Source organism: Streptococcus parasanguinis, assembly GCF_031582885.1.
GTDB lineage: Bacteria > Bacillota > Bacilli > Lactobacillales > Streptococcaceae > Streptococcus > Streptococcus parasanguinis_M.
Window position 1 is genome coordinate 1,452,144 of sequence record NZ_CP133988.1, and the last position, 23,072, is coordinate 1,475,215.

Annotated in this window: 17 protein-coding genes; 8 read left to right on the top strand and 9 right to left on the bottom strand. The window is 35.3% G+C overall.

Translation table 11 applies throughout. The features are described from left to right. The first annotated feature begins 73 nt into the window (after positions 1–73). From RDV49_RS06870 to RDV49_RS06905, 8 genes are all read left to right on the top strand, one after another. The gene (locus RDV49_RS06870) at positions 74–1,117 is read left to right on the top strand and encodes a dihydrolipoamide acetyltransferase (protein WP_003007379.1); all 1,044 of its coding nucleotides are present in this window, start codon (positions 74–76) and stop codon (positions 1,115–1,117) included. 41 nt (positions 1,118–1,158) lie between these two features. Next, positions 1,159–2,865: a dihydrolipoyl dehydrogenase gene (gene lpdA, locus RDV49_RS06875; RefSeq protein WP_247923286.1), complete on the top strand. Its 1,707-nt coding sequence runs from the start codon at positions 1,159–1,161 to the stop codon at positions 2,863–2,865. A gap of 58 nt (positions 2,866–2,923) precedes the next feature. Then, a complete protein-coding gene (gene lplA / locus RDV49_RS06880) occupies positions 2,924–3,913 on the top strand; it encodes a lipoate--protein ligase (RefSeq protein WP_003007373.1) in 990 nt (329 codons plus the stop codon). A gap of 218 nt (positions 3,914–4,131) precedes the next feature. Further along, positions 4,132–6,141: a DUF1430 domain-containing protein gene (locus tag RDV49_RS06885; RefSeq protein ID WP_003007370.1), complete on the top strand. Its 2,010-nt coding sequence runs from the start codon at positions 4,132–4,134 to the stop codon at positions 6,139–6,141. A gap of 1 nt (position 6,142) precedes the next feature. Beyond that, positions 6,143–6,769 (top strand): putative bacteriocin export ABC transporter, encoded by a 627-nt coding sequence (locus RDV49_RS06890; protein ID WP_003007367.1) that lies wholly within the window; start codon positions 6,143–6,145, stop codon positions 6,767–6,769. A gap of 70 nt (positions 6,770–6,839) precedes the next feature. Next, the gene (locus RDV49_RS06895; protein ID WP_003007364.1) at positions 6,840–7,973 is read left to right on the top strand and encodes a hypothetical protein; all 1,134 of its coding nucleotides are present in this window, start codon (positions 6,840–6,842) and stop codon (positions 7,971–7,973) included. A 14-nt stretch (positions 7,974–7,987) separates the two neighbouring features. Next, positions 7,988–8,878 (top strand): C39 family peptidase, encoded by an 891-nt coding sequence (locus tag RDV49_RS06900; RefSeq protein ID WP_037607903.1) that lies wholly within the window; start codon positions 7,988–7,990, stop codon positions 8,876–8,878. Positions 8,879–8,993: 115 nt separating this feature from the next. Beyond that, positions 8,994–9,635 carry a hypothetical protein gene (locus RDV49_RS06905; RefSeq protein ID WP_003007360.1) on the top strand — a complete coding sequence of 214 codons (642 nt, stop codon included), beginning with the start codon at positions 8,994–8,996 and terminating at the stop codon, positions 9,633–9,635. An 86-nt stretch (positions 9,636–9,721) separates the two neighbouring features. Here the strand turns inward: RDV49_RS06905 and xerS are convergent, their stop codons facing one another. The 9 genes from xerS to RDV49_RS06955 all read right to left on the bottom strand — a co-directional run bounded on the left by xerS (position 9,722) and on the right by RDV49_RS06955 (position 22,994). Continuing rightward, positions 9,722–10,792, bottom strand: a complete 1,071-nt coding sequence (gene xerS / locus RDV49_RS06910) for a tyrosine recombinase XerS (protein ID WP_003007357.1) — start codon at positions 10,790–10,792, stop codon at positions 9,722–9,724. A gap of 321 nt (positions 10,793–11,113) precedes the next feature. Further along, positions 11,114–13,390, bottom strand: a complete 2,277-nt coding sequence (locus RDV49_RS06915) for a zinc-ribbon domain-containing protein (RefSeq protein ID WP_003007353.1) — start codon at positions 13,388–13,390, stop codon at positions 11,114–11,116. 9 nt (positions 13,391–13,399) lie between these two features. Beyond that, positions 13,400–14,125 (bottom strand): MreC domain-containing protein, encoded by a 726-nt coding sequence (locus tag RDV49_RS06920; protein WP_003007349.1) that lies wholly within the window; start codon positions 14,123–14,125, stop codon positions 13,400–13,402. A gap of 144 nt (positions 14,126–14,269) precedes the next feature. Beyond that, positions 14,270–15,115 carry a hypothetical protein gene (locus tag RDV49_RS06925; RefSeq protein WP_310744336.1) on the bottom strand — a complete coding sequence of 282 codons (846 nt, stop codon included), beginning with the start codon at positions 15,113–15,115 and terminating at the stop codon, positions 14,270–14,272. A gap of 39 nt (positions 15,116–15,154) precedes the next feature. After that, a complete protein-coding gene (locus RDV49_RS06930) occupies positions 15,155–15,790 on the bottom strand; it encodes a hypothetical protein (RefSeq protein ID WP_003007336.1) in 636 nt (211 codons plus the stop codon). Continuing rightward, positions 15,787–17,640, bottom strand: a complete 1,854-nt coding sequence (locus tag RDV49_RS06935) for a hypothetical protein (RefSeq protein WP_003007333.1) — start codon at positions 17,638–17,640, stop codon at positions 15,787–15,789. Before RDV49_RS06935 ends, RDV49_RS06930 begins: the two co-directional genes overlap by 4 nt. 12 nt (positions 17,641–17,652) lie before the next feature. Continuing rightward, entirely contained in the window at positions 17,653–18,912 is a 1,260-nt protein-coding gene (locus RDV49_RS06940) for a site-specific integrase (protein WP_003007331.1), read from the bottom strand. 1,111 nt (positions 18,913–20,023) lie between these two features. Further along, positions 20,024–21,226: an Abi family protein gene (locus tag RDV49_RS06945; protein ID WP_003007328.1), complete on the bottom strand. Its 1,203-nt coding sequence runs from the start codon at positions 21,224–21,226 to the stop codon at positions 20,024–20,026. Positions 21,227–22,115: 889 nt separating this feature from the next. Further along, a complete protein-coding gene (locus tag RDV49_RS06955) occupies positions 22,116–22,994 on the bottom strand; it encodes an aminoglycoside phosphotransferase family protein (protein WP_310744337.1) in 879 nt (292 codons plus the stop codon). Between the last annotated feature and the right edge of the window lie 78 nt (positions 22,995–23,072).

Consider the following 23,072-nt stretch of genomic DNA (forward strand, 5'->3'; position numbering starts at 1 on the left):
AACACAGCGTCAATCTCCTATTTTTTCTTTGTCCACTACGTCCTTGATATCTTAGTATAGAATAGGAGAGGTCATGGCTGATGATAAGCTAAGAGCGACTCCTGCGGCTAGAAAATTAGCGGATGATCTTGGGATCAACCTCTATGATGTTTCTGGTTCAGGCGCAAACGGTCGTGTCCACAAAGAAGACGTGGAAACCTATAAAGACACAAATGTGGTTCGCATTTCACCACTTGCAAAACGAATTGCTTTAGAACACAATATTGCTTGGCAAGAGATTCAAGGAACTGGTCATCGTGGTAAGATCATGAAGAAGGACGTCCTTGCTTTCCTTCCTGAAAATATTGAGAATGAGACCATTAAGTCACCTGCTGAAATCGAGAAGGTGGAGGAAGCTCCAGATAATATGACACCTTATGGTGAGATCGAGCGGATTCCGATGACACCAATGCGGAAGGTGATCGCTCAACGGATGGTGGAATCTTACTTGACAGCACCAACCTTTACTTTGAACTATGACATTGATATGTCTCAAATGTTGGCCCTTCGTAAGAAGGTTTTGGATCCAATCATGGAAGCAACTGGCAAGAAAGTCACTGTAACAGATTTGCTTTCTCTAGCAGTTGTTAAGACCTTGATGAAGCACCCATACATCAATGCATCATTGACAGAAGATGGCAAAACCATCATCACTCATAACTATGTCAACTTAGCGATGGCGGTTGGGATGGACAATGGCTTGATGACTCCAGTTGTCTACAATGCTGAAAAGATGACCTTGTCAGAGTTGGTGGTAGCCTTCAAGGACGTTATCGGACGTACCTTGGATGGTAAGCTTGCTCCAAGTGAATTGCAAAACTCAACCTTTACCATCAGTAACTTAGGGATGTTTGGTGTTCAATCATTTGGACCGATTATCAACCAACCAAACTCTGCCATCCTTGGAGTTAGTGCAACGGTTGAAAAACCAGTTGTTGTGAATGGTGAAATTGTCATTCGTCCAATCATGAGCTTGGGCTTGACCATTGACCACCGCGTTGTCGATGGAATGGCTGGTGCCAAATTCATGAAAGACTTGAAAGCCTTGATTGAAGACCCGATTTCAATGTTGGTCTAATCAACGAGAGAGAATAGAAGCAAGAAAAAGAGGGAAATAAAATGGCCTTAGAAGTAATTATGCCAAAAGCCGGCGTAGATATGACCGAAGGACAAATCGTTCAGTGGAATAAAAAAGTCGGCGAATTTGTAAAAGAAGGAGAAATTCTCCTTGAAATCATGACAGATAAAGTCAGCATGGAATTGGAAGCTGAAGAAGATGGCTACTTGATTGCTATCTTAAAAGGGGACGGCGAGACTGTTCCTGTAACAGAAGTGATTGGTTACCTTGGTGAAGAAGGGGAGAACATCCCAACTGCTGGAGCAGCAGCACCAGAAGCGAGTCCTGCACCAGCTGCAACAAGTGCTTCAAATGATGACAATAAGAGCGATGATGCTTATGATATCGTAGTGATCGGTGGTGGTCCTGCTGGTTACGTATCTGCTATCAAAGCAGCTCAATTGGGTGGTAAAGTTGCGCTTGTTGAGAAATCTGAACTTGGTGGAACTTGCTTGAACCGCGGATGTATCCCAACTAAGACTTACCTACACAACGCTGAAATCATTGAAAATATCGGTCATGCGGCAAACCGTGGGATCATCATTGACAATCCTAGCTTCACAGTAGATATGGACAAGGTTCTTGAAACTAAGAACAAGGTCGTAAATACTTTGGTTGGTGGTGTTGCAGGACTTCTTCGTAGCTACGGAGTTGATGTTCATAAGGGGATCGGTACCATTACGAAAGATAAGAATGTTTTGGTCAATGGTTCTGAGTTACTTGAAACTAAGAAGATTATCCTCGCTGGTGGTTCAAAAGTCAGCAAGATTAACGTTCCTGGCATGGAATCATCCCTTGTCATGACGAGTGATGACATCTTGGATATGAATGAAGTCCCAGAAAGTCTCGTAATCATTGGTGGTGGGGTTGTCGGTATCGAGCTTGGTCAAGCCTTTATGACCTTTGGTTCAAAAGTAACGGTTATTGAAATGATGGACCGCATTGTTCCAGCTATGGATGCGGAAGTTTCTAAGAACCTTCGTTTGATTCTTGAACGCAAGGGAATGACCATCTTGACTGATACTAAACTGCAAGAAATCATTGAAGAAGATGGCAAACTCCGTATCAAGGTTGAAGGAAAAGACGATATCATTACAAACAAAGCTCTTCTTTCAATCGGTCGTGTTCCAGATCTTGAAGGAATCGGAGAAGTGGAGTTTGAATTGGATCGTGGTCGTATCAAGGTCAATGAATACATGGAAACATCTGTTCCAGGTATCTATGCACCAGGTGATATCAATGGTACGAAGATGTTGGCTCACGCTGCCTTCCGTATGGGTGAAGTAGCGGCCGAAAATGCTCTTAAGGGAAATCATGCTGTTGCCAAATTGAACTTAACTCCTGCAGCTATCTACACACTTCCAGAAGTAGCGGCTGTTGGTTTGACAGAAGAACAAGCTCGTGAGAAATATGATGTCCAAATCGGTAAATTCAACTTTGCGGCTAACGGACGTGCCATTGCATCAGATGCGGCTCAAGGTTTTGTTAAGGTCATTGCAGACAAGAAATATGGTGAAGTTCTTGGGGTTCACATTATTGGTCCAGCAGCTGCTGAATTGATCAACGAAGCTTCTACTATCATTGAGATGGAAATCACTGTAGAAGAAATGCTCAAGACCATTCATGGTCACCCAACCTTCTCAGAAGTAATGTACGAAGCTTTTGCGGATGTACTTGGAATGGCCATCCATTCACCTAAGAAAAAATAAAAATAGATAGACTAGACTGGAATTATTTTCCAGTCTCTATCGTATTAGAAGGTATCTTATGAAATACATTATCAATCATTCAAACGACACTGCTTTTAATATTGCTTTAGAGGAATATGCTTTTAAACACCTTTTGGACGAGGATCAAATCTTCCTTCTTTGGATCAACAAACCATCTATCATTGTAGGTCGTCACCAAAATACCATTGAAGAGATAAACCGTGACTACGTTCGGGAGCATGGAATTGAAGTGGTCCGTCGGATCAGTGGTGGTGGAGCTGTTTACCATGATTTGAACAACCTTAACTATACCATCATTTCAAAAGAAGATGAAAACAAGGCCTTTGACTTCAAGAGCTTCTCTACTCCAGTTATCAATACTTTAGCTGAACTTGGTGTTAAAGCTGAATTTACAGGCCGTAACGACTTGGAAATCGACGGTAAGAAATTCTGTGGCAATGCCCAAGCCTATATCAATGGACGGATCATGCACCATGGTTGTCTTCTCTTTGACGTGGATTTGTCAGTCCTAGCTAACGCACTTAAAGTGTCTAAAGATAAGTTTGAGTCTAAAGGGGTTAAATCAGTCCGTGCTCGTGTAACCAATATCATCGATGAGTTGCCAGAAAAGATCACTGTTGAAGAGTTCCGTGACCTACTTTTGGACTACATGAAAAAAGAATATCCTGAAATGACAGAATATGTATTTTCAGATGAAGAATTGGCTGAAATCAACCGTATTAAAGATACTAAGTTTGGGACATGGGATTGGAACTATGGTAAATCACCAGAGTATAACGTCCGTCGTGGAACAAAATTCCCAAGCGGTAAGGTTGAAATCTTTGCTAACGTTATCGAGTCAAAGATCCAAGACATCAAGATTTATGGAGACTTCTTTGGTATCGAAGACGTAGCAGCAGTAGAAGATGTCCTTCGTGGTGTCAAATACGAACGCGAAGATGTTCTTAAAGCCCTACAAACCATAAACCTAGGTCGTTACTTCGCAGGAATCACCGCAGAAGAAATTGCTGAAGCAGTGGTGGAATAAAGTCGTAAGAGATTCGCAGAAGCGGATCTTTTTTTGAAACTAGTTTCACATAGAAATTATTGTTTTTCGAAGGATTTTGTAGTATAGTAAAGGTGGAAAAGTGTATTCGCTTACAAAGAATGTAACTGTAATTTGTAAAACTCAGTAATTCTTAAACAACGAAATTGATTGACTAGCTAGGTATTACTTTCCTTTTCTGCTTTAGAAAGTGTGATGATATGAAACGTGTCTTTATTCTTTTATCAAACCTTTTCATCTCTAGCTTTTTGATTTGGATTGCATTTATTTCTCCAAATACGGTTGTCCACAGCAGTCTTCCGGTAGTAGGTGTGGTGAGACGAGAAAAGAGCGTCACATATGAAGAGTTATCTTCCAGTTTAGACCGTTTGGCAAGGGAAAATCATAGTATAATTGCCCGTCAGATACAAAGAACAGATTCTAAAGGGCAGGTTGTTTTCACCTATGATATCTACGGAGAGGGAAAACTTCCTCTTGGAATTAAAAGAGAGAAGAAAGAACTGGCTGCCAATGAAAGCCTGGTAGTGAATTATTATGTATTAACAGGTGATTTAGAAACTGAAAAGCTGGATCAAACGCTTCATACTCTTGGTTTCTCACAAACTTTTATAAAGAAACCAAATCCTCTGCAGACCTTTATTGCCTTTTTTGGCTCCGGTTCACAATCACTTGCCTTGGTTATTTTTATCATTAGTTTTAGCGCTTTGACGATTATACAAAAAACACTTGAAATGAGAAGCGCTGGGATTCGATATATCTCAGGAATGAGACGCTTGCAACTTTTTGGACATTCCTTAAAAGATGATAGTATAGAGTTGCTTTTTGGATGTATTGTCACAAGTATAATGGGTGCTGTTCTGATTTATTGCTTTCAATTGACACCCTTTTCCTATTCCATCATCATTTCCAGTAGTATCATTTACAATGGGATTTTACTTATTTTATCTGCTGTCTTATCCTTCCTCTTTGCATATAGTATTCAAACGATTCATTTAGTCACCCTTTTAAAAGGAAAGGTTCCATTAAAGCGTATTTTAGTTTTCCTCTTTATTTGTCAATTTCTCGCTGTTGCACTAATTGGCCTTGCGGTTCATCGAATCAGTATCTATGGTTCTGTCTGGCTAACTTACCAAGAGGGGAAAGTGGCTTGGTCTAAAGAGACGAATTGGGTTCAAATTGGTGTCAATCGGGAGGATTTTTCACAGAAAACAAACAAAGAGACGCAAATTGAGAACAGAGCAAAATGGTCCAAGCTCATCGAGTCTGGTATTGAAAATGGTGGTCTTTTAGCTTATCATAATCTCGTATCTTTTAGTTCAAAAGGAGTTATGACGGATCCTAGTACAGGTAAAGAGTTTTCAATCACAGATTACGATCCACTTGCACGAACTCTCTATGTGACTCCAAATTACCTCGAAATCCAAGGTGTTCCAGTATCTCCTGAAGAGAAAGATCACTTAAATCACTTACAAGCAGGAGAATTTGGTCTCTTGCTTCCGGAAAAATTAAAAGGTAGAGAAGAGGAGATGATCAAACGATATGAAGATTATCTATCCCCTCGAGATGATCAAGGAAATATCACCTTATCAATGAAGGCGCAGGTAACGTATATTCCGAATCATCAAAAACGCTTTATCTACAACAACACACCAATCAGCTATAAACAATTCTTTACAGATCCTGTTTTAGTGGTTATTCAACCTGAAAGTTTTGGAGGCTATGTGAATCCATATTTCACCGATCTAAATCCCTACCTTTATTTTAATGGGCTTCAAAATAGTAAGAAGCTAATCGCTGAGTATAATCTTGAAAAAAGTGTTAGTCAGTACGACTATGCAGTGGACGTTTACCAGCAAATAGCCCAATCCATACAAATAGAAAATCTCATGGCGATTGCAGGAGGAGTCTTTGGTATAGCAACCTCTGTTCTTCTCTTTAACACCATGAATTTCCTTTATTTTGAAGAGTTTAGAAAACAAATCTTCTTGAAGAAGATTGCAGGTCTGGGATTTGTAAACATTCACCAGATGATTTTGCTCTCAGAAAGTATCCTCTTGCTATTAGGAAGCTTCCTGGTATTTATTCTTACTTCGGAATGGTGGATTGCTCTTGTCACTCTCTTGCTATTTATTACTAATGCTTGGTTCATTCTCTTGTACCGGTCTCATAAAGAAGACCACTTGTTAGCCACTGTACTGAAAGGAGCCTAATATGATTAGCGTAGAACATTTAACCAAATCATTTGGCCAACGAACGGTCTTTCAAGATTTGAGCTTGCAATTTACAGAAGGTAAGGTCTATGCTCTGATCGGAAATAGTGGGTGTGGTAAAACAACCTTGCTCAATATCTTGGCGAAGATAGAGCCTTATGAAAAAGGGAATATAAGCTATCAAGGGCAAGAACTGAAACAAATCAAACAGCATCACTTCTTTAAGCGTGAATTAGGTTATCTCTTTCAAAATTTTGGCCTACTTGAAAACGAGACTATCGCTAAAAATTTAGATTTGGGATTGATTGGGCAAAAATTAACGAAAAAAGAGAAGAAGCAGCAAGAAGAAGAAGTGCTCAAAAAAGTAGGATTGGCTTACCTTGCTCTGGATCAAAAGATTTATGAATTATCTGGGGGAGAGGCGCAACGTGTCGCATTAGCTAAAGTTATTTTAAAAGATCCACCTTTAATTTTGGCGGATGAACTAACTGCAGCACTGGATCCAGAAACCTCACAAGAGGTGATGGACTTGCTCTTAATGTTAAAGAATCAAGAGCGTATAATCATTATCGCAACCCATAATCCAGTAATTTGGGAAAAAGCTGACGAAGTGATAAAACTCAACTAGTCCATGGCTAAAGAATGGTAGGATCTTCTGTATTATCTTTTATAGTTAGCTATTCATGAGGTATAGGCTGATGAAGAAAAAAGATCTTGTCAAACAAAAATTTTTAAGTTTTATCATCATCGGTATGATCATTCTCTTATCAGCCTGCACTCTTGTAGGACCACAAAAAAAATCTCCTTCCGGTAGTACCAATGTGTCTAGGAAAATAGGATTCGAGGAAAGAAAGGCAGAAGATTTATTAAAAAATTCTATTTCTATCCCTTATCCAGATGGGAAAATCTTTACACCTACCGCGCTGTCAAATGATGGAATTGCTTATGGCGAGGCTGTTGACCAAGGACACGAAGATCAGAATTATCTTGCCAGTATGAATTTACATACCAAGGACTTTCAAAAGATAAAAGATGTTGAAAAGACATCTAATCTGACTCATGTAGCTGTTAGCTATGTTGATCATGATATTGTTGTTTTTGAAGAGTATGATCAACTCAATCAGACAGGGATTTACTATCTTTGGAAGATAAAGGACAAATCTTTAACGAAACTGATCGATAGGAGACCTATTGGAACAGTTCCAGTTACTCAAGTAGCTCGATCCAACCAGAAACTCTTTATAAATTATGAAGTAGGAGATAGCCTATATCAAATTGAAGAAGTTGACCTTGAAACAGGGGCTCATCAGACGATTGAATCAGAAAATAGCGGTTTTCCAACTGTCTTTAAAGATCACTTGTATTATGTACAAATTGATAACACAGCTTTAACTACAAAAATTGTAGCCTACTCCTTAAGTAATAGACAGAAAAAAGTTATAGATCAAACAAAGGATGATCAACGCTATTATGTCGATTTAATGACGAATGGGCACAATCTCCTATACTTGGTTGCAAATAATAAAGACGCTTCATTTACCTTTGAAAATAAAAACCATAAGAAGATATTTTCTACTTCACAGGCAGAAACCTCCATATATCGCAATATTTATCTCACTTATATGGGAGAAAGAAGAAGTGAGGAGCGTGTTAAATCTCAATATTATTTGTGGGATTTAAGACATCAGATTCATTATTTATATGATCATGGACCCATTTTGCTATCAGATAAAGGAATTTTATGGATTCAATTCAAAAAGAAGGATAGTGAGATTCCAAAAGGTGAAATCTATCGAAATGAAAACTCTGTAATGCGCTATCAGGAATGGTAGAAAGGAGAAAAATCATGAGAAAAGTTCATTTATTCCTTGTACTTCTGACTTTGCTTGGTTTATCTGGCTGTAAAGAGACACCAAAAGAGAGTAAAACAAGTACTTTCAGCTCTCGTAAGGTCACACCCTCTTCATCAACAACAGTTAGTGTAAAAACAAAGGAGCGTACAGAACCTAATCCTCCAATGCCAGCAGAGGTAGCAGAGCGATTAAAAATTAAGGAAGGCGGCACAGAAGCTGGAACTCAGCAAACTTTGCCATCTTCAAAACAGGAACAAGCTTCATCGCAAGAGAATACGCAACCTTCTCAATCACTCAAACAAGAAACATCGACCAAAGAGAATCAAGGGGTCCGAAAACTATTGCCTATTCCTTTAAAACTTCAAGAAGAATGGTATTTCTGTGCTCCGGCGACAGTTCATATGATGCTGGCTAGTCGAGGGGTTAGCGTCTCTCAACATCAATTGGCTAAGGAAATGGGGACTTATAATCCCTATGGGACTCATAATCGGGATGCGATTCGCGTATTGAATCAGAATCTATTTGGCTATCCAGAACCAAGTGGAAATCAAGCTGGTTATCGACTAGCTACTGTAACAGACGCTCGTCCAGATTCTGAAGATATCCGACTCTTTAAAGAACGCGTGCGCAAAGATATTGATGATGGCTATCCTCTCTATTACACCTTCAATGTTGCACAAATCTATCCTGGAAAAAGTGGGGAACATAATGTGATTGGAGTAGGCTATGAATTGACAGCAGATGGCAAGGACATCTCAGCAATCTATTATTTAGACCCCGATACACATGTACAGGATCCTAGCTATGGAGGTTTGAAGAAGCTGACACCAGAGGAGTTGTTAGCAGCAATGGCTACGTGTGGTGAGAAAAATTATGCCTGGTGAGAAAATATAGTCGTAAAACGAAAGTTAGTTCATGACACGGTCTCTTTTCTTGATATTCAAAAATAATGAGAGTAAAATATAGAGGAAATCTGAACAAAAAAGAGGATCATATTCGATGATGAAAATTCCAGTGGAAAAACTTAGTCTATTTGAACAGTTAGATCGTATAGTAGTGGCTTTTTTTAGCAAGCAACAATCTTCCAGTCCTTACGATTTAAATGTCAGTATTACACAAGAACACCTTGACCGGAAAAAGCAAGAGCTCGAACCATTAGGCTATCAAGCTGTCCAACTACCATTAGGAATGGCTTTAGATAATATCATCCAGCAACTTCATTATCAAAATTTAATCCTTGGCGGACTTGCTCCCGACGAAATTATAGTCAGCAAAGAAGAATTAATGCCTTTGAAAGATATTGTGGACAGTTTTTGTATTATGTACGCTGCAGCGAATAACAGACTGGAAAATAGTAAGGCTTATGAATTAATGAAAGATAAGACAGTTTATTTTATTGGTAAACTATTTACAGATATTCCAAAAGCCGGTGATGAAATTGCTTATTTAGGAATTGATCGAATAGCGAGCGATGGCACACCATATGAAGCAGTTAAATGCTTTTTAACGGAAGAGAGTGCAGAGAAGTTCAATGGTGAAAAAAGACCGGTCACCCCTGCAAACTTGGCCTATCTAAAATCATTCTGGGGAAAACCAGTCATTATTGAGCCACACCGTAATTATTGGATCGAATTTTTATAGAAAGAATAAAAGAGCGTAAGATACCATAAAAAAGTCCTACGCTCTTTTTCTAACACTAAAATATTACATAATTTATATTATGTACTTTATAAACTATCCAAGGCATTTTTCTGCTCATCATTAACGATATGCGTATACAAGTCGGTAACTTGTGTGCTAGCATGTCCTAGTTGATGGCTGACCAAAACTTGGGATTTGGTTGCATCATAGAGGCGAGTTGCTAGTGTATGGCGCAGTTTGTGGGGGGTCACGCGCACTTTGAAGTCCTCTGAATACTTGGCGACCATTTTTTCAACACTAGAAGCATCAATTCGGTTTGGAACACCTCGATACAAGGTTAAGAATAAAGCTGTATCAGTCTTTTCTGTCTTGTAACGTTTGTCTCGAATAGCAAGATATTGCTCGAGATAAGGCTTAGCAAAGGCAGCAACATTGACTGAGTCTCGTTTTCCACCTTTTCGAGTGACGTCAATGACCATCATCTTAAGATTGAGGTCACGAAGGTCCAAGTTGACTGCTTCAGAGAGACGGACACCAGAGGCAAGAAGGAGTGCGATAATGGCTAAATCTCGTTCTTTATTCTTATTAAAAGAGGATAAGGCGCGGTTTGAGAGTGTTTGTGGGTACTCCTGGTCGATATAGTTAAGGAAACCTTCTGTTTCATCCCCTAAAAAGAGTTTTTGCTTGATATTTTCAGCTCGAGCCGCCAAGGTTTCTTTCTTTTTCTTGGTAGCAACTTTCTTCATAACATTTCGATAGAAATAAGGTTCACCTTGCTCATTTTCAACCTCCTCAGTCAAATACTTATAAAGACTAGATAATGCAGAAAGGGTACGGTTAATCGTTGTTTGGGAAACCCCGTTTTTTGTCGTATTGGCATTGAGCAGAGGACGTTCACGTAAGTAAAGAATAAAGGATTCCATGTCTTTCTTGGTCATGTGCTCCAGAACGTCTAAGGGGATCTCGGCCATGGTGTCAGCATCCGATATACCAGATTCCAAAACCCAGGTAAAAAATCGATCGTATTCCTTTAAGTATTCGTACAAAGTTGTAAAACTGTATGGAACGGCCAGTTTCGATTGATAATATTCCAATACATACCAGGGCATGACTTGTTTGAGTTTATCAATCCGTTCTAATAAGATATCGCGTTTCATGTTTTTCTCCAAATCTTTCTATACTAGTAGTATAGCATAGCCAGATATATTTTTCAAGAAAATTATAGTTTTTCGGAAAGATGTCATAGGGTATCTATAGGACTGTTTTGTATCCAAAAGGATAACCAAAAAAATTTTTTAAGCCAATTATACTCAATTATGTACTTTATTTAAGTGAACACTGGAAATTTTTTACTACTCTCAATTCAGTTGAAAATGTACTTTATTTAAGTGAAAACTAAAAAATTTTCAAATGTACATTTTGACAATAAAAAAACACTCTAATATCAATTTAATGAAATTTAGAGTGTTTTTATTTATCTATATTTTTTCAAACTGTACAAAGTGTTCTTGCTTTCTTCTGTGGCCTTTGCAAATGGAACACGACCTTTTATTGCGTTTTTTGTATGCCATTCTTTCTTTTACTTGAATTTTGTAACGGTGATTAAGATTTTCTTGACATATCCACCATACAGGCAGAATACTCAACTCTGTAATTTCAGTTGGACTTACTATCAAGGAGTTATTTAGATAATCCCACTCATTCATTAGACTTTGTTGCGTTGTTGCTAAATCGTTAAATCCTTTTAATACTTTTTGATTTCTACAGTATGGACAAGAATTTTCTCTGTAAAATTTTTCTTTAATAACTTTCTGATATTCTCCAGTACATACAGGGCATTTCCACCATGCATTATATGTTGAATTTGCCCTTACTGAAGACATTTCTTGTTTATTTAATGATGACCATTCTTTAATTAACCAAGGATGTGTTGTTTCAAGATCATTATAACCTTTTGCAGTCTTCTTAAAAGAACAATATGGACAACATTGGTCGTTTTTGTGGCGATCAGAAATTTTTGCTTTAAAACTTCTGTGACATTTTCGACAAATCCAATTGGTTAAAGCATTTGAATCATAAAAGAAGGTATCAATATCACCATTCAGTTCTTTTACCCATTCATTGTTTAAGTACGGTTTAACATAGCTTAGTGTTTCATTTGGTTTAGGAATTTTTTTATTACAGTAAGGACATATAGAATTGAGACTATTAGAATTATTGTTTGTAAACACACCTAGAACAATCCCTAATCTCTCCTGAAATTCTAAATCACAACAATCACAAATCCAATTAAATATTTTATTCTCGGTTTCTGACGATTTCGTCACCTCATCAGGTTTTTCTACATTCTTGCTACTCCAAAGGTCACACAACTCAGGATAAGTATCTGCAATTGTATTATAACCTTTTAATGCTTGTTCATCATTACAATATGGACAGCTATCTATTACTTCTTTTCTTATTGGAATTGAACAAAGGTATTCACCTTGACAAACAGAACACTTCCACCAATATTTTTTTGTTTCAATGTGGCTCAATGCTAAATGAACAGGCAATCCATTTTTATCGCTCCATTCTTCCTGTAATTTTGGGAAATTATAGAGTATATCATTGTTAAAAACAAGTGTATCCCAATCACAACGATTAGGACAAGTTTGAAAATTACTATTCTCTAAGTCGGTTCTTAAAATCATTTCAATTGGACTACAATAAAAACTGACTTTGCAGCAAGGGCATTTCCAATTTATGCATTTAGAAGACTTATACCAGTATTCAGAAATAGGTTTATCATTACTTTTATCCCAAAATTTCTCTAAATAAGGATGAGTTTCTTGTAAAGTATTATATCCTTTTAACATCAATTTATTATCACAATAAGGGCAGCCTTCAAGATGCCTTTTGACAACACTACATTCATATTGACCATGACATTTAAAACACTGCCATCTTACTAAGATGTTGGATAAACTATCAATCATATTACTTTTTACATGAGTTGGAATAAATTGCTTAAAAAGATTTCTATCTGTATGTAATAGGGGGTTCGCTTTCACTTTAATTGGGGTATCGAATGTAGCTTTACAGTTAGTACAATAGAAACTATATCTTTTGATTCTTGAAATTAGCTGATCAATAGACAACTTAAAGATATGGTCACATTTGTCGCATTTCCAATTTCTAGGGATTGTAACATTGTCACTTAACTTCAGATCATTAAACTCTACATCGTTTTGCTCCCCTGGAAGATAAATTTTCCGAAGATTAGGGTATGCTTTAGTGTAAGGTACAAAATGTGTACTTTCATTACATCCGACATGAACAAGCTCTTGATTATGTTTATTGATTAATTTAGAAGTGTTTGCTACATCTTTCCAACCAACATGACAGGTAGGACATTTGAAGTGAAATAACCTCTTTGAAGAAAAAGATAAATTATCAATCTCTTCCTGAATGGTTTCTATATTTTCATAATGAAAGTTTATGTACCTTAGAAAGTTAGGAATCCTTGCAGATATAGAGTTTTCCCCTTTTATGAACACTTTTCCAAGCTCACATACAGGACAGATTTTTGAATGATTTTGAATATTCTTATAAGATTTTGATGTACTTGCTTTCCATTCATAAGAACAGGTAGGACATTTCCAGTTAATGTGTTTTTTACTGGTAATTGTTATTTTTTCTACATCTATTTTGATATTCTTGTCAAAGTCCCAATAGTTCAATAAGGCTGGAAAATCAGTGATTAAGTCTGACATTTTCTCCTCCTAATACTTAGTCTTGTTATCCAGTAAGTCTTTTATTTCCAAAATCTTACTTTTGCTTGTTTGCTTTTCAGTATGAGTATGTTTTTCAAAAGATATTTTTGTGTCTGAAGTAATAACATTCTCACTAAGATACTTCTTAGTTACTAGTTGCTGATCAGATTTTAACAAGCCCTCTTCTTTTAACAATTCATTCGCAATATCAGGATACAAACTAGTTTTAAGAAGATTCCTTAACTTTTTGTTTTCCTCTAATAATTCTTTGTTTAACGCTGTCTGCTCCTTTATTTCAGCATTCTTTTCATTAAGTTGTGCTACCTCATTTTTCAACTCTGAAACTCTTGTTTTGAGCTTACTGGCTTCTTCCTTATATTCTATTGCTGCATCAACAACTCTTTTATAATAATTGTTAAGTTCCATCAATGCTGATTTGATTGCTTTAGGGGTTCTATTGGTCATTAAGAAACGTTCTACATCTAGAGTTTTATACGTTATAACTGTTTGATAAGTGTCGTCTTCAAATAGTTCCAATCTATCATTAAGGGCTTGTCTAAATTCTTTGTTTCTTCTAATCGTTGTGTCTGCAACCTGCGGAAATCCGTTGCTTCTAAGGTAATTTCCAAACTGTGGAATTTTGAATAGTCTAGGATTATTCGAACAATGTTCCAGTAAATAATGTTCAAATAATAATAGCAATTCTTGATTATCAATATACTTCTTTCTAGCCATTTGAGAACTCCTGTAAGGATAAATGTTTTTCAGTTAGATATTCTTGATAAGAATGACTAACTGTTTTAAGTTTTAATAATGCCTCACCAATATCTTCTATATTCCCCTTTCCTTGTCGAACTCTTTTTATAGCCTCATCTACAATTAAAGCTTCCTCGTCGATTGATTTCTTAAAGGATTTATCCATAGAGAAATAATAGAGAAATAATCTTTTCCAGCTTTTCTGTAAAATGGACAACTAGTACAAGCACCAAGCTCTGCATGTGAGCTAATGACTTTAAGACAGTCTGAATAATCACCTTCCGCAAATCGAGGTGAATAACATCTGCCCTTATTATCAAGAGGAACATAGTTTTTATTAATGGTGTATTTATGTTGAGTTTTACTTATAGCGTAAGACGTTTGAGAGTTTGTTAATTTACGATAAAGCTGATAGCTCCTACATTCAATAAACTGACTCAGATTTGAAAAATAATGTGAAGATGTTGTGATACTATCATGTCCAGCTAAGAGCATTGCTGTTACTGGACTAGCTCCTTCTGCTATCAAATTGATCATTGCAATGTGTCTAGTATCTCCAATATGAATGAAATTAATCTCATGATCGTCTAATTGATTTGGGGAATTGATATGATGGACAAAATACCCATACTGTTGAGATACAATCTCATTAAAGAAATATTTTAAAATTGTATTTAAGTTACTGTACGTCAAGAAACGGTTTTTAGTACTAGCAATACGTTTCCATTTCCGATAATGAGAGTCTGTCACAAATAGGGTATCTAACTGTGTAGATGATAAGTCTTTGGTTAGCTCTAAATAATTTAAAATCTCACTCGCAAGCTTAAATGGTACTTCGTAAGTTGTTAAATAATAATCCTCTGAAATTTTATGGGATACTCCCTTGTCTTTTCCTTTTAAGTTATTTCGTCTGAGAGTTAAGTAATATTTTCCGTCTTTTTCTGTGAGACAATTTCTCTGAGTGAGCAAAAACTCCCTTGGTCTAAGTGGTACTACTGCTGTTATTTGTCACCATAAGTAAAGAGGGTAGTAAAACAATCTTTCCTCATCTAATAATGATTTAACCCAATAGTCGTTTAAAATATCATTAAATAAAAAATAGGATTGAAATTGGGCTAACTTTCGCTGTTTTTTAGTGTTCAGTTGATAACTAACATTTAAAAGTTCATCTAGTTGCTCAATCAGTTGGGTTAATTCGTTACTCTCTAAACATGGTAGTGTAGAAAGAAAATCTATACATACTGAGGGGTTGGAAATCTTCATATTTGCTAATGAGAAGGCTTCGTTCACTTTTAGTTCTCTGACTAATTTCTTTATATCTCTTAAAAAGGCTTGGAGAGTGATTAAAACATGATGTTCCATAGATAGCACTATAAAACTCTTTAAGTAGGTAACAAAATCATCAAAAGATAATTGAAATACTTGTTCATAAAACCTTTTATATTGGAATTTATTCAAGTTAAAAATGAAGCTAACGTTAGAATATTCATTAGTCGTTTCCCATTTATTTTCTTCAAAATTGGTGGTTAGAATAATCCCTTTTTCAACATAGTCTTGAAAACATTCTTTTGCGCTCTCAATCATATTGTCATCAAACAGGATAATTTCATTTACTTTACGAAATAATTTTGATTGATTATTCAACTGACTAACTCCTTAATAATATCCTCATAATCAGACAATACAGCTTCGCCATACTGTTCTGATAAAGCTTGCAACATTTCTGTAAGACATGGTTTAATCTGCTTCTCAAGAATGGCTCGAACCTTTCCTCGTTCAAGTTCATTCTTTAATTTTTGATATTGTTTATTGAGTCGATTAAACTCACCAATTAACAAAAGCAAGGTAGATTTTGTTTGTAATTCATACTGACAGCCGACGCAATGCTGACGGTCATCATAGGGACATAGTTTCCCTAGTGCAGATAAAAGACACATACTCTCTCCTTGCTTAGAAAAAGCTTCTCCGTTACCAATTCGATGACAGATCGTCAGTAATTGTTCAGGATCAACATTATTTTCAATTAGAGTTTTTAATGCTTGTTGCGAACGTGAATCAGCCCTAATACTCAATTCCAACGTTTTTTCAATTTCAATTGGCGTTAAATCTAAACTTTTAATCATTTGAGTTTGTTGGCTTGGACTTAATTTTTTATACTTTCCTCTAGTTACAATGGTCAAGAGCATAGACGGAATCATGGATAATACGCCTCGTTCAAATAGCTCTTTTGCAACCATTTCAGGTTTTAGTTGTCCGAGTTGGGCATCTTTTAGATACGTTGTTGTGGTTTGTGCAAATTCATTAAAATCCCCTTTATGGCTACGAGCTAATGCTGCTAGAAAATAACCTTTAATATTCAGTTCTGACTTTTCTTCAAGAACATCATCTGCTAACATTGCGACAGATTGTAAGTAGGACTTGTTTGCAGAACGACTACTAAAGTTACGCTCTAAAAATAAATTTCCGATTTCCTCTCCCATATAACTAGTAATCTTTTCATAAGTTTTAATTTGTCTGATCAATGGATTTTCTGCATTGTATGGTATTTGAAGTTGGAAATGTGCCTCACAGATAGCCAATAACGTTCCAATAAGAACCTGACAACTTTCTGGGACATGAAACTTTAACTGAGCAACATTAGAAGCGTTTTTGGTTTTATTAGGTGTTAAGTTTAAATAAGTCAATCTTGTTGTAATACTTAGTAAAGTCCTTCTAGCTTCACTACTACTCCAAGTTCCATCTACTACTGCTTCTAAAACTTCTAATGGTTCTCTTGTTAATTTAGGATGTCCTAATCTTTCTAAGTCTGTTGATCTTAGTGCGCAAATAAAATGTAACCCTAGATACAACCATGTATCTGCATAGTTTTTTGAATTTGCTGCTTTACACAACATATCATTTTTTATGATGTAGTTTTCGTTGAATAGGTAGTACATTAATTCAAGGTATTCATCTAATTCATACGCTCCATTTGCACTCTCAATCGTGTAACGCTTTGTCATTTCAAAACTTACTCGATAACGAGTAACGCCTTTATTGAGTAGCCATTTAATAAATTGAATGAGGATATTGCCTTGTGACTTCGTAAGAACTTCTGTTGCTACTTCTACTAAGGTCTCTACTTCAGCATCACTATATAGAAACAAATCCTTTGTTAAGTAGTATGCTAAAAAATCAAGTAGATAGAAACGATTTGTTTCACTCAGCTTTTCTTCTTCAGCAAATTGTACGAATAATTCACTTGTAGAAGGAAATTTTTTTGAAAAGATTCCTTCCATACTCTTAATTCCAGGAGGTGTTGTTAGATAGTCTTTGATGTGATTTTTAAGAACTTCAGCATCTTTTTCAGAAATAGTATAATCATCAAGATTTATAGACACACCAAACCATTCATTGTCTAGTAAGAATCCACTGACTTTCTCACGGTGTTTTATTGTAGCAGCACCTAACTCGACTAATATTCTTTCAAGATAATTTTTTAAATCTACTACCAATAGCTACTCCTTTTAATCTTCTCCAAACAATTTTTCTGCTTGCCAGTTCATATATTCAAAAACACCATTATTAACCTGACCATATTGTTTTGCAATTTCTCCTTTATTTTGTAAATAAACCCAAGCACTTTCTGGTGAATTGTCTCCTCTAGCAGACATCAGTTCACTAACTTCATTAACACCTGACAAAACCAATTGTGTGGTGTACCAGTGCCTAAAGATATGGGGTGAAATATTATTTTCTTGCAAGAGTTGACCAAAAAAGACAACCTCTGGGTCATCAGATTTAAGAAATATTGGAATCATTTCTTCGCGAATAATCTTACGAAATCGTTGATAGTACACATCGTATGACAATGCTTTCCCTTGCTTGTTAAGGCTTAATGGACCATAATCTTTCTCATACCTTTTACCTTCTAGGTAGCTCATATAGTCATTGTAGGTGTCTAAAAAGACCTCTAAGAAGATATAAGGTACAGCTTGAAGTCTTTCCTTTTTAATTCGTCCAGTTGACTTTAAATCGCTTCTAAGGGGCATTTCTTTTCGCAGATCAACCTCAATTTTAAATACTTGATTATCACTTTGGTGAAATATGATACCTGCCCCCAAAGGGCTATCTTCACGTCTTACATTACAAGCTTCTGATGGTCTTAAACCAACAAATGCTCCCAAGGCAACAGCCATAAGTAAATCCTTGTGACATTGAGCAATGTGAGCGAAGAGCATTTCAAAGGCGCTGTTTGGCATATCTCTAAAAATTGACTTCTGTGTGTTGCTATCATCAACAAATATCTCAAAATTCAGCTCTTTTCTTTTGATGACTCTGCCTCGTCTATTGGTAAACGTATTGATAGAATAAAGGTCTTTTGGCTTCAATTTAACCTTTCCTTTTCGTTCATTCAAGTATAGAGTTAAAAAATCAAGAACTGCATTTACACATTTTTCGACTGTACTTTTCTTTCTATTTTTTCTATCTTCTGGAAGTTGTCCTAAACCATAAAGCATAAAAAACTCCTTGACCATTTCTAAAGTTAGTTGATCAAGATTGTTAACCCCAACTGTTCCGTATATAAAATTCAAAAATTTAACAACGTATGAAAATCGTTTGTTTCCATCGTCTGAAATAGATTTAATCTTTGTGGCAGATTTTACATATCTATGAAAATCAGTGAATTGTAATGTGCCATCATCATGTTTGAGTGCAATCAATTGCTTTGTCACGATGTTGTTATCACCTAAAACCAGCGAATGTTTATAAACTACAAATTTCATTAATTCTCCTTGTTTATCATGACTGAAGGTTCTGACTGGCTTTTAGGATGTCAATACGCAAAAAAACGACCAAATCAGTACTGTTCTCCTTTGAGCTCTAAACTGCAAAAAGGAAATATCGATGAGTACTTTCATTGATCGTTATTATTATTTAAATTAATTCAATAATAAAAGTAACTTCATCTAAGTAATAAGAGCAATTAACTAGCTCAGCAACAACGATAACCACAGCAACTCCTTCTAAACGATGAAAGGAATATCCGCCGTGGCTATCTATATACTTTTTTTCTTTTACTTTGGTAAGTTACTTTTGTTATTTTTACTTTTTCTGTATTATATCATATTTTGATTAAATTGTCATCTGAGATAGTGATTTTAAAAAAGCTGGAAATTTTTTCAATTGTATATTTTGACAATAAAAAACACTTTAATATCAATTTAATGATTTTAGAGCGTTTTTAGCTTATTTGATTTTAAAGTTGTCGTCTATTCCTCAGAATTACTTGAAGAACAGGAAAAATTCGACAACAAAGTAAGTCGATCTATTCAGTTATAAAACCTATGAAGGTCTTTCTGCTGGAACTAGCCACTCCTACTTTGGAGATGTAGATTATACTCTTACTTATTCAACTGATAATATCCCTCATGATTTCTCCTCATGATGCGTCTGTGGGACTCAAAAGTTTTGGGAAACCTTTTGAGGATTAATTTCGTTTCACTAACAAACTCACACACTCCACATGTAGTGTTAGCTTTTTTCTATACTAATAGACGAAAGAGAAAAAAAGTGATTTTAGAATTATACTGTAGAAATAAATATTAACTTTGGTAATGACTAACTTTCTAAAATATCTTCAATAAGCGGTTCTATCCTCTGGATAATAAATCAGAAATTCTAAACTGCATGTAAACTCTATACAATTCAAGGTACTTCAGAAATCAAACATCTTCAACACTATTTTCAACTTATCTAAATAAATAAAATAAGGAGGAAAGTTTATTAACCTTCCCCCTTATGACTTTTTGAAAACCTCTTTCAAGGATTTCACGCCGTCGTGGCACTAAAATATAACTATATTATTCTATCATAACCAGCAACTTTTTGCAACACTTACTTGCCAATTCTATTAAAAAAATTTTTATTAATATCAAACTTCAATAGTAACATATTTTTTAAATAATATGATTGAATAGCTCGATCAATCCTTTTAAGAGAGAATCTATTAAAAGAATTTAAAATTTTTAAACCTTGATAAAACTTTAAAACTCTATTATTCCTTTTAGGAGTAAGTAACAAATCAGAGATAAAAAGTCTATTGATTAGAATACTATTTCCCGTCCTATATCTGGTTATGAGACCAAAGTGTGCCAATTGGTTTCTCAACTCACGCAGTATTTCACAAGCGTTAATGAATTTTTCTCGACTCCCACTAATAGAGGAATCAAATCCCATCTCACTCATAATTTTATTTTGTATAGCAATGTCTAATCCTTGGAATAAAACCAGCAAGTCATTCAACATTAGTGTATCAATAATAACCCAAAGCGGAGGATTTTTATAGCTAGAAATATATGGATATTTAATTTTACAGAAGTCTGAATAAGATAATTCAAAAAATCTTCCCTCTATGTTATTAATTTGAATCGTCACATTCATAGAACCGTTTAATGAAGAAATATTACTAGGAGTATTAGAAGCTTTTATTGAAAATCTCCCTCGATATTGATTTATTTTAAGGTCATCAACTATTCCATCAAAATCACCTTCTAGGTTGTAATATACATCTCCGTTACGAGTATGAGAGGTACTAATTTTACCTGTAAACATTACATCTTTAATCTTGGCAGAAATAGTATGCACTCTAAAAAAAGAATGCGTTTTTTTATTATCTCCATGAGTATAAAAATACTCTGTAAAAGAATTTCGATTGTGTGCTATCGGTAGCACATAACAATTGATATCTAAATACTTTAAGTTAGAAGCAATACCATTATTGCAATGAACTTTTGAAAATTCGTATGCAATTCTCGACTTCAGTTCAACCTCAATCTTTTCGATTTCTTGAAATAGGTACTTAGCTATATTTCTATCCAATGTGTATATTCTCTCAAAATCTTTAAAAGAGACTCTTTTCATATATTTTTTAGGGTTAGAGGTCTCCAAAAAAATAGTTTCAAAACCATTTATAGAATTAAAATAATTTTTCTGCTGAATAAAACTTACCATCCCTGGCTCATCGGTAATCTTCAAATTCCTGCCCCGTTGAATCAAAATCTGCTCTTCAATAGTTTTAAACGCTTTTTCTCTAGTCATATTTTATTATCCATCTGCAATATCTTTGATTATATTATATTTTCGAAAATATAACTATCAAATATAAAAGCCTTAATAGTTATTTTTCTTGTTTGCTTTCAAAGTCATTCAACAATTTCAGTATACCACAAAAACGCAAATTAGGCTGTAACGAAAATGTTTTCCAGCTGTTATTACAGCCTTTCTTTTTCTATAACTGTACCTCAGTTCCCTCTGTGAAGGGTACTCTAATTTTCCTATCCTCTTAAATGCTGATGTGGTCTAGAAGTTGATTCATCATAACTCATTCAAATTTATCTAAATCTAGTATCTGATACATCTGCTTAGCATAGTCCTTATGAAGAAGATTTGTTGCTTGCTCTAGCAAAATAAAAATTACTTGATACCTCTAATCACGTACCTCTCATCATAGATTTTATAAATTACAAATAATCGTAATCCACCTACTTGTCGTCACGATGCAAACCGCTATATATTATCAGCTACTGATCCTTTTTAAACGTTGGATAGAATTTGTTTATATAGGAGGTGAAAGTTTTGACATCAATGCTACAGCCCCGTTATAATGCATCTGTGGGACTCAAAAGGTTTGGGAGTTCAAAGCTCCACTGGAGCTTTGAAATAAAAAAGCGAGAGATTTAGCTACGTTTCACTAACAAACTTACACACTCAACATGTGGTGCTAGTATACTCCTATATTAAAGAACGAAAGTAACTGAGTTGTTGTTTAAAATTAAAATGTAGAATGAAACTATTTTATAGTTACCATTTTTCAACTTTATAGCTGATAATTGTCACTTAAAAAATTTACTTGCTAACTTGTAAACTTGTTGAGTCTCTTTACTTTTAACGTCCCAACTACCAAATTCTTCTTTAATCAACTCTTTTATTATTCAGCTTTTTTCTCAATCAAATACCAACTAGGAATGATTTGCTTCATATCATCATACCATTCTAAAATTTCCTTAGCTTGATTTTGCATTACTGCTATTTCTTCAACTCCGTAAGGTACAGCCCAGGGAAGTGCTCCTACTAAGTTACTTAGAATATAGATAGCGAGAAGCTTCCAAAATAAATCCGGAACCTTATAATCAAAATATCCATCTATCATACCAGACGCAAAAGAGGGAGAGACTTGAGCAGACCATACAATACGATTGAATTCCTCCCAAGGATCTCCAAGATCAAATCGATCAAAGTCAATGACATAAATTTCTCCATCTTCACCAATCATGAAATTCCCGATATGATAATCTCCATGTTGGAAAACCTGAGGTCTATCTTTTAACAATTCTCGATTTGCATTTAAAAACTCAATAAAGGTCTGACCATTTTCATATTGAACGGGACATTCTTTGTATTTGAAGATTTTGTCATCAATTTTTCGATTATAAAAGACCTCCCAATCTTCACGAACTTCTGTAATAGGGAGTGAATGAATTTTTTGAAGGATTCTTCCTGCTTCTACTCCGTAAAAGTATTGTTGTTCTTTTGAAACAGTTAAAATGGTTTCTCTTGCATCTTTCCCGTCTATCCATTCGTGTAAAGAATGCACTTCGTCATCACAGAGTTCTATGCTAATCGGTTTACACATAGGAACTCTAAGAAAAGCTACTTTCTCCATCATATCAAATTCATATTTTTTAGAATCTAACTTCTCCTTATCAGAAACACGCAAGAAATATTTTTGCTGATTTTGATCTGTCACACAATATTTTTTATCATCTGACCAGCCTTTATTTATGGCTATCTTACTAATAAAATTCATCAAGCACTCTCCGATTCACCTTCCAACACTTCTTGCAGTTTTCACTAGTAACCCATCCAGTTCGTCTACACTTTAGTT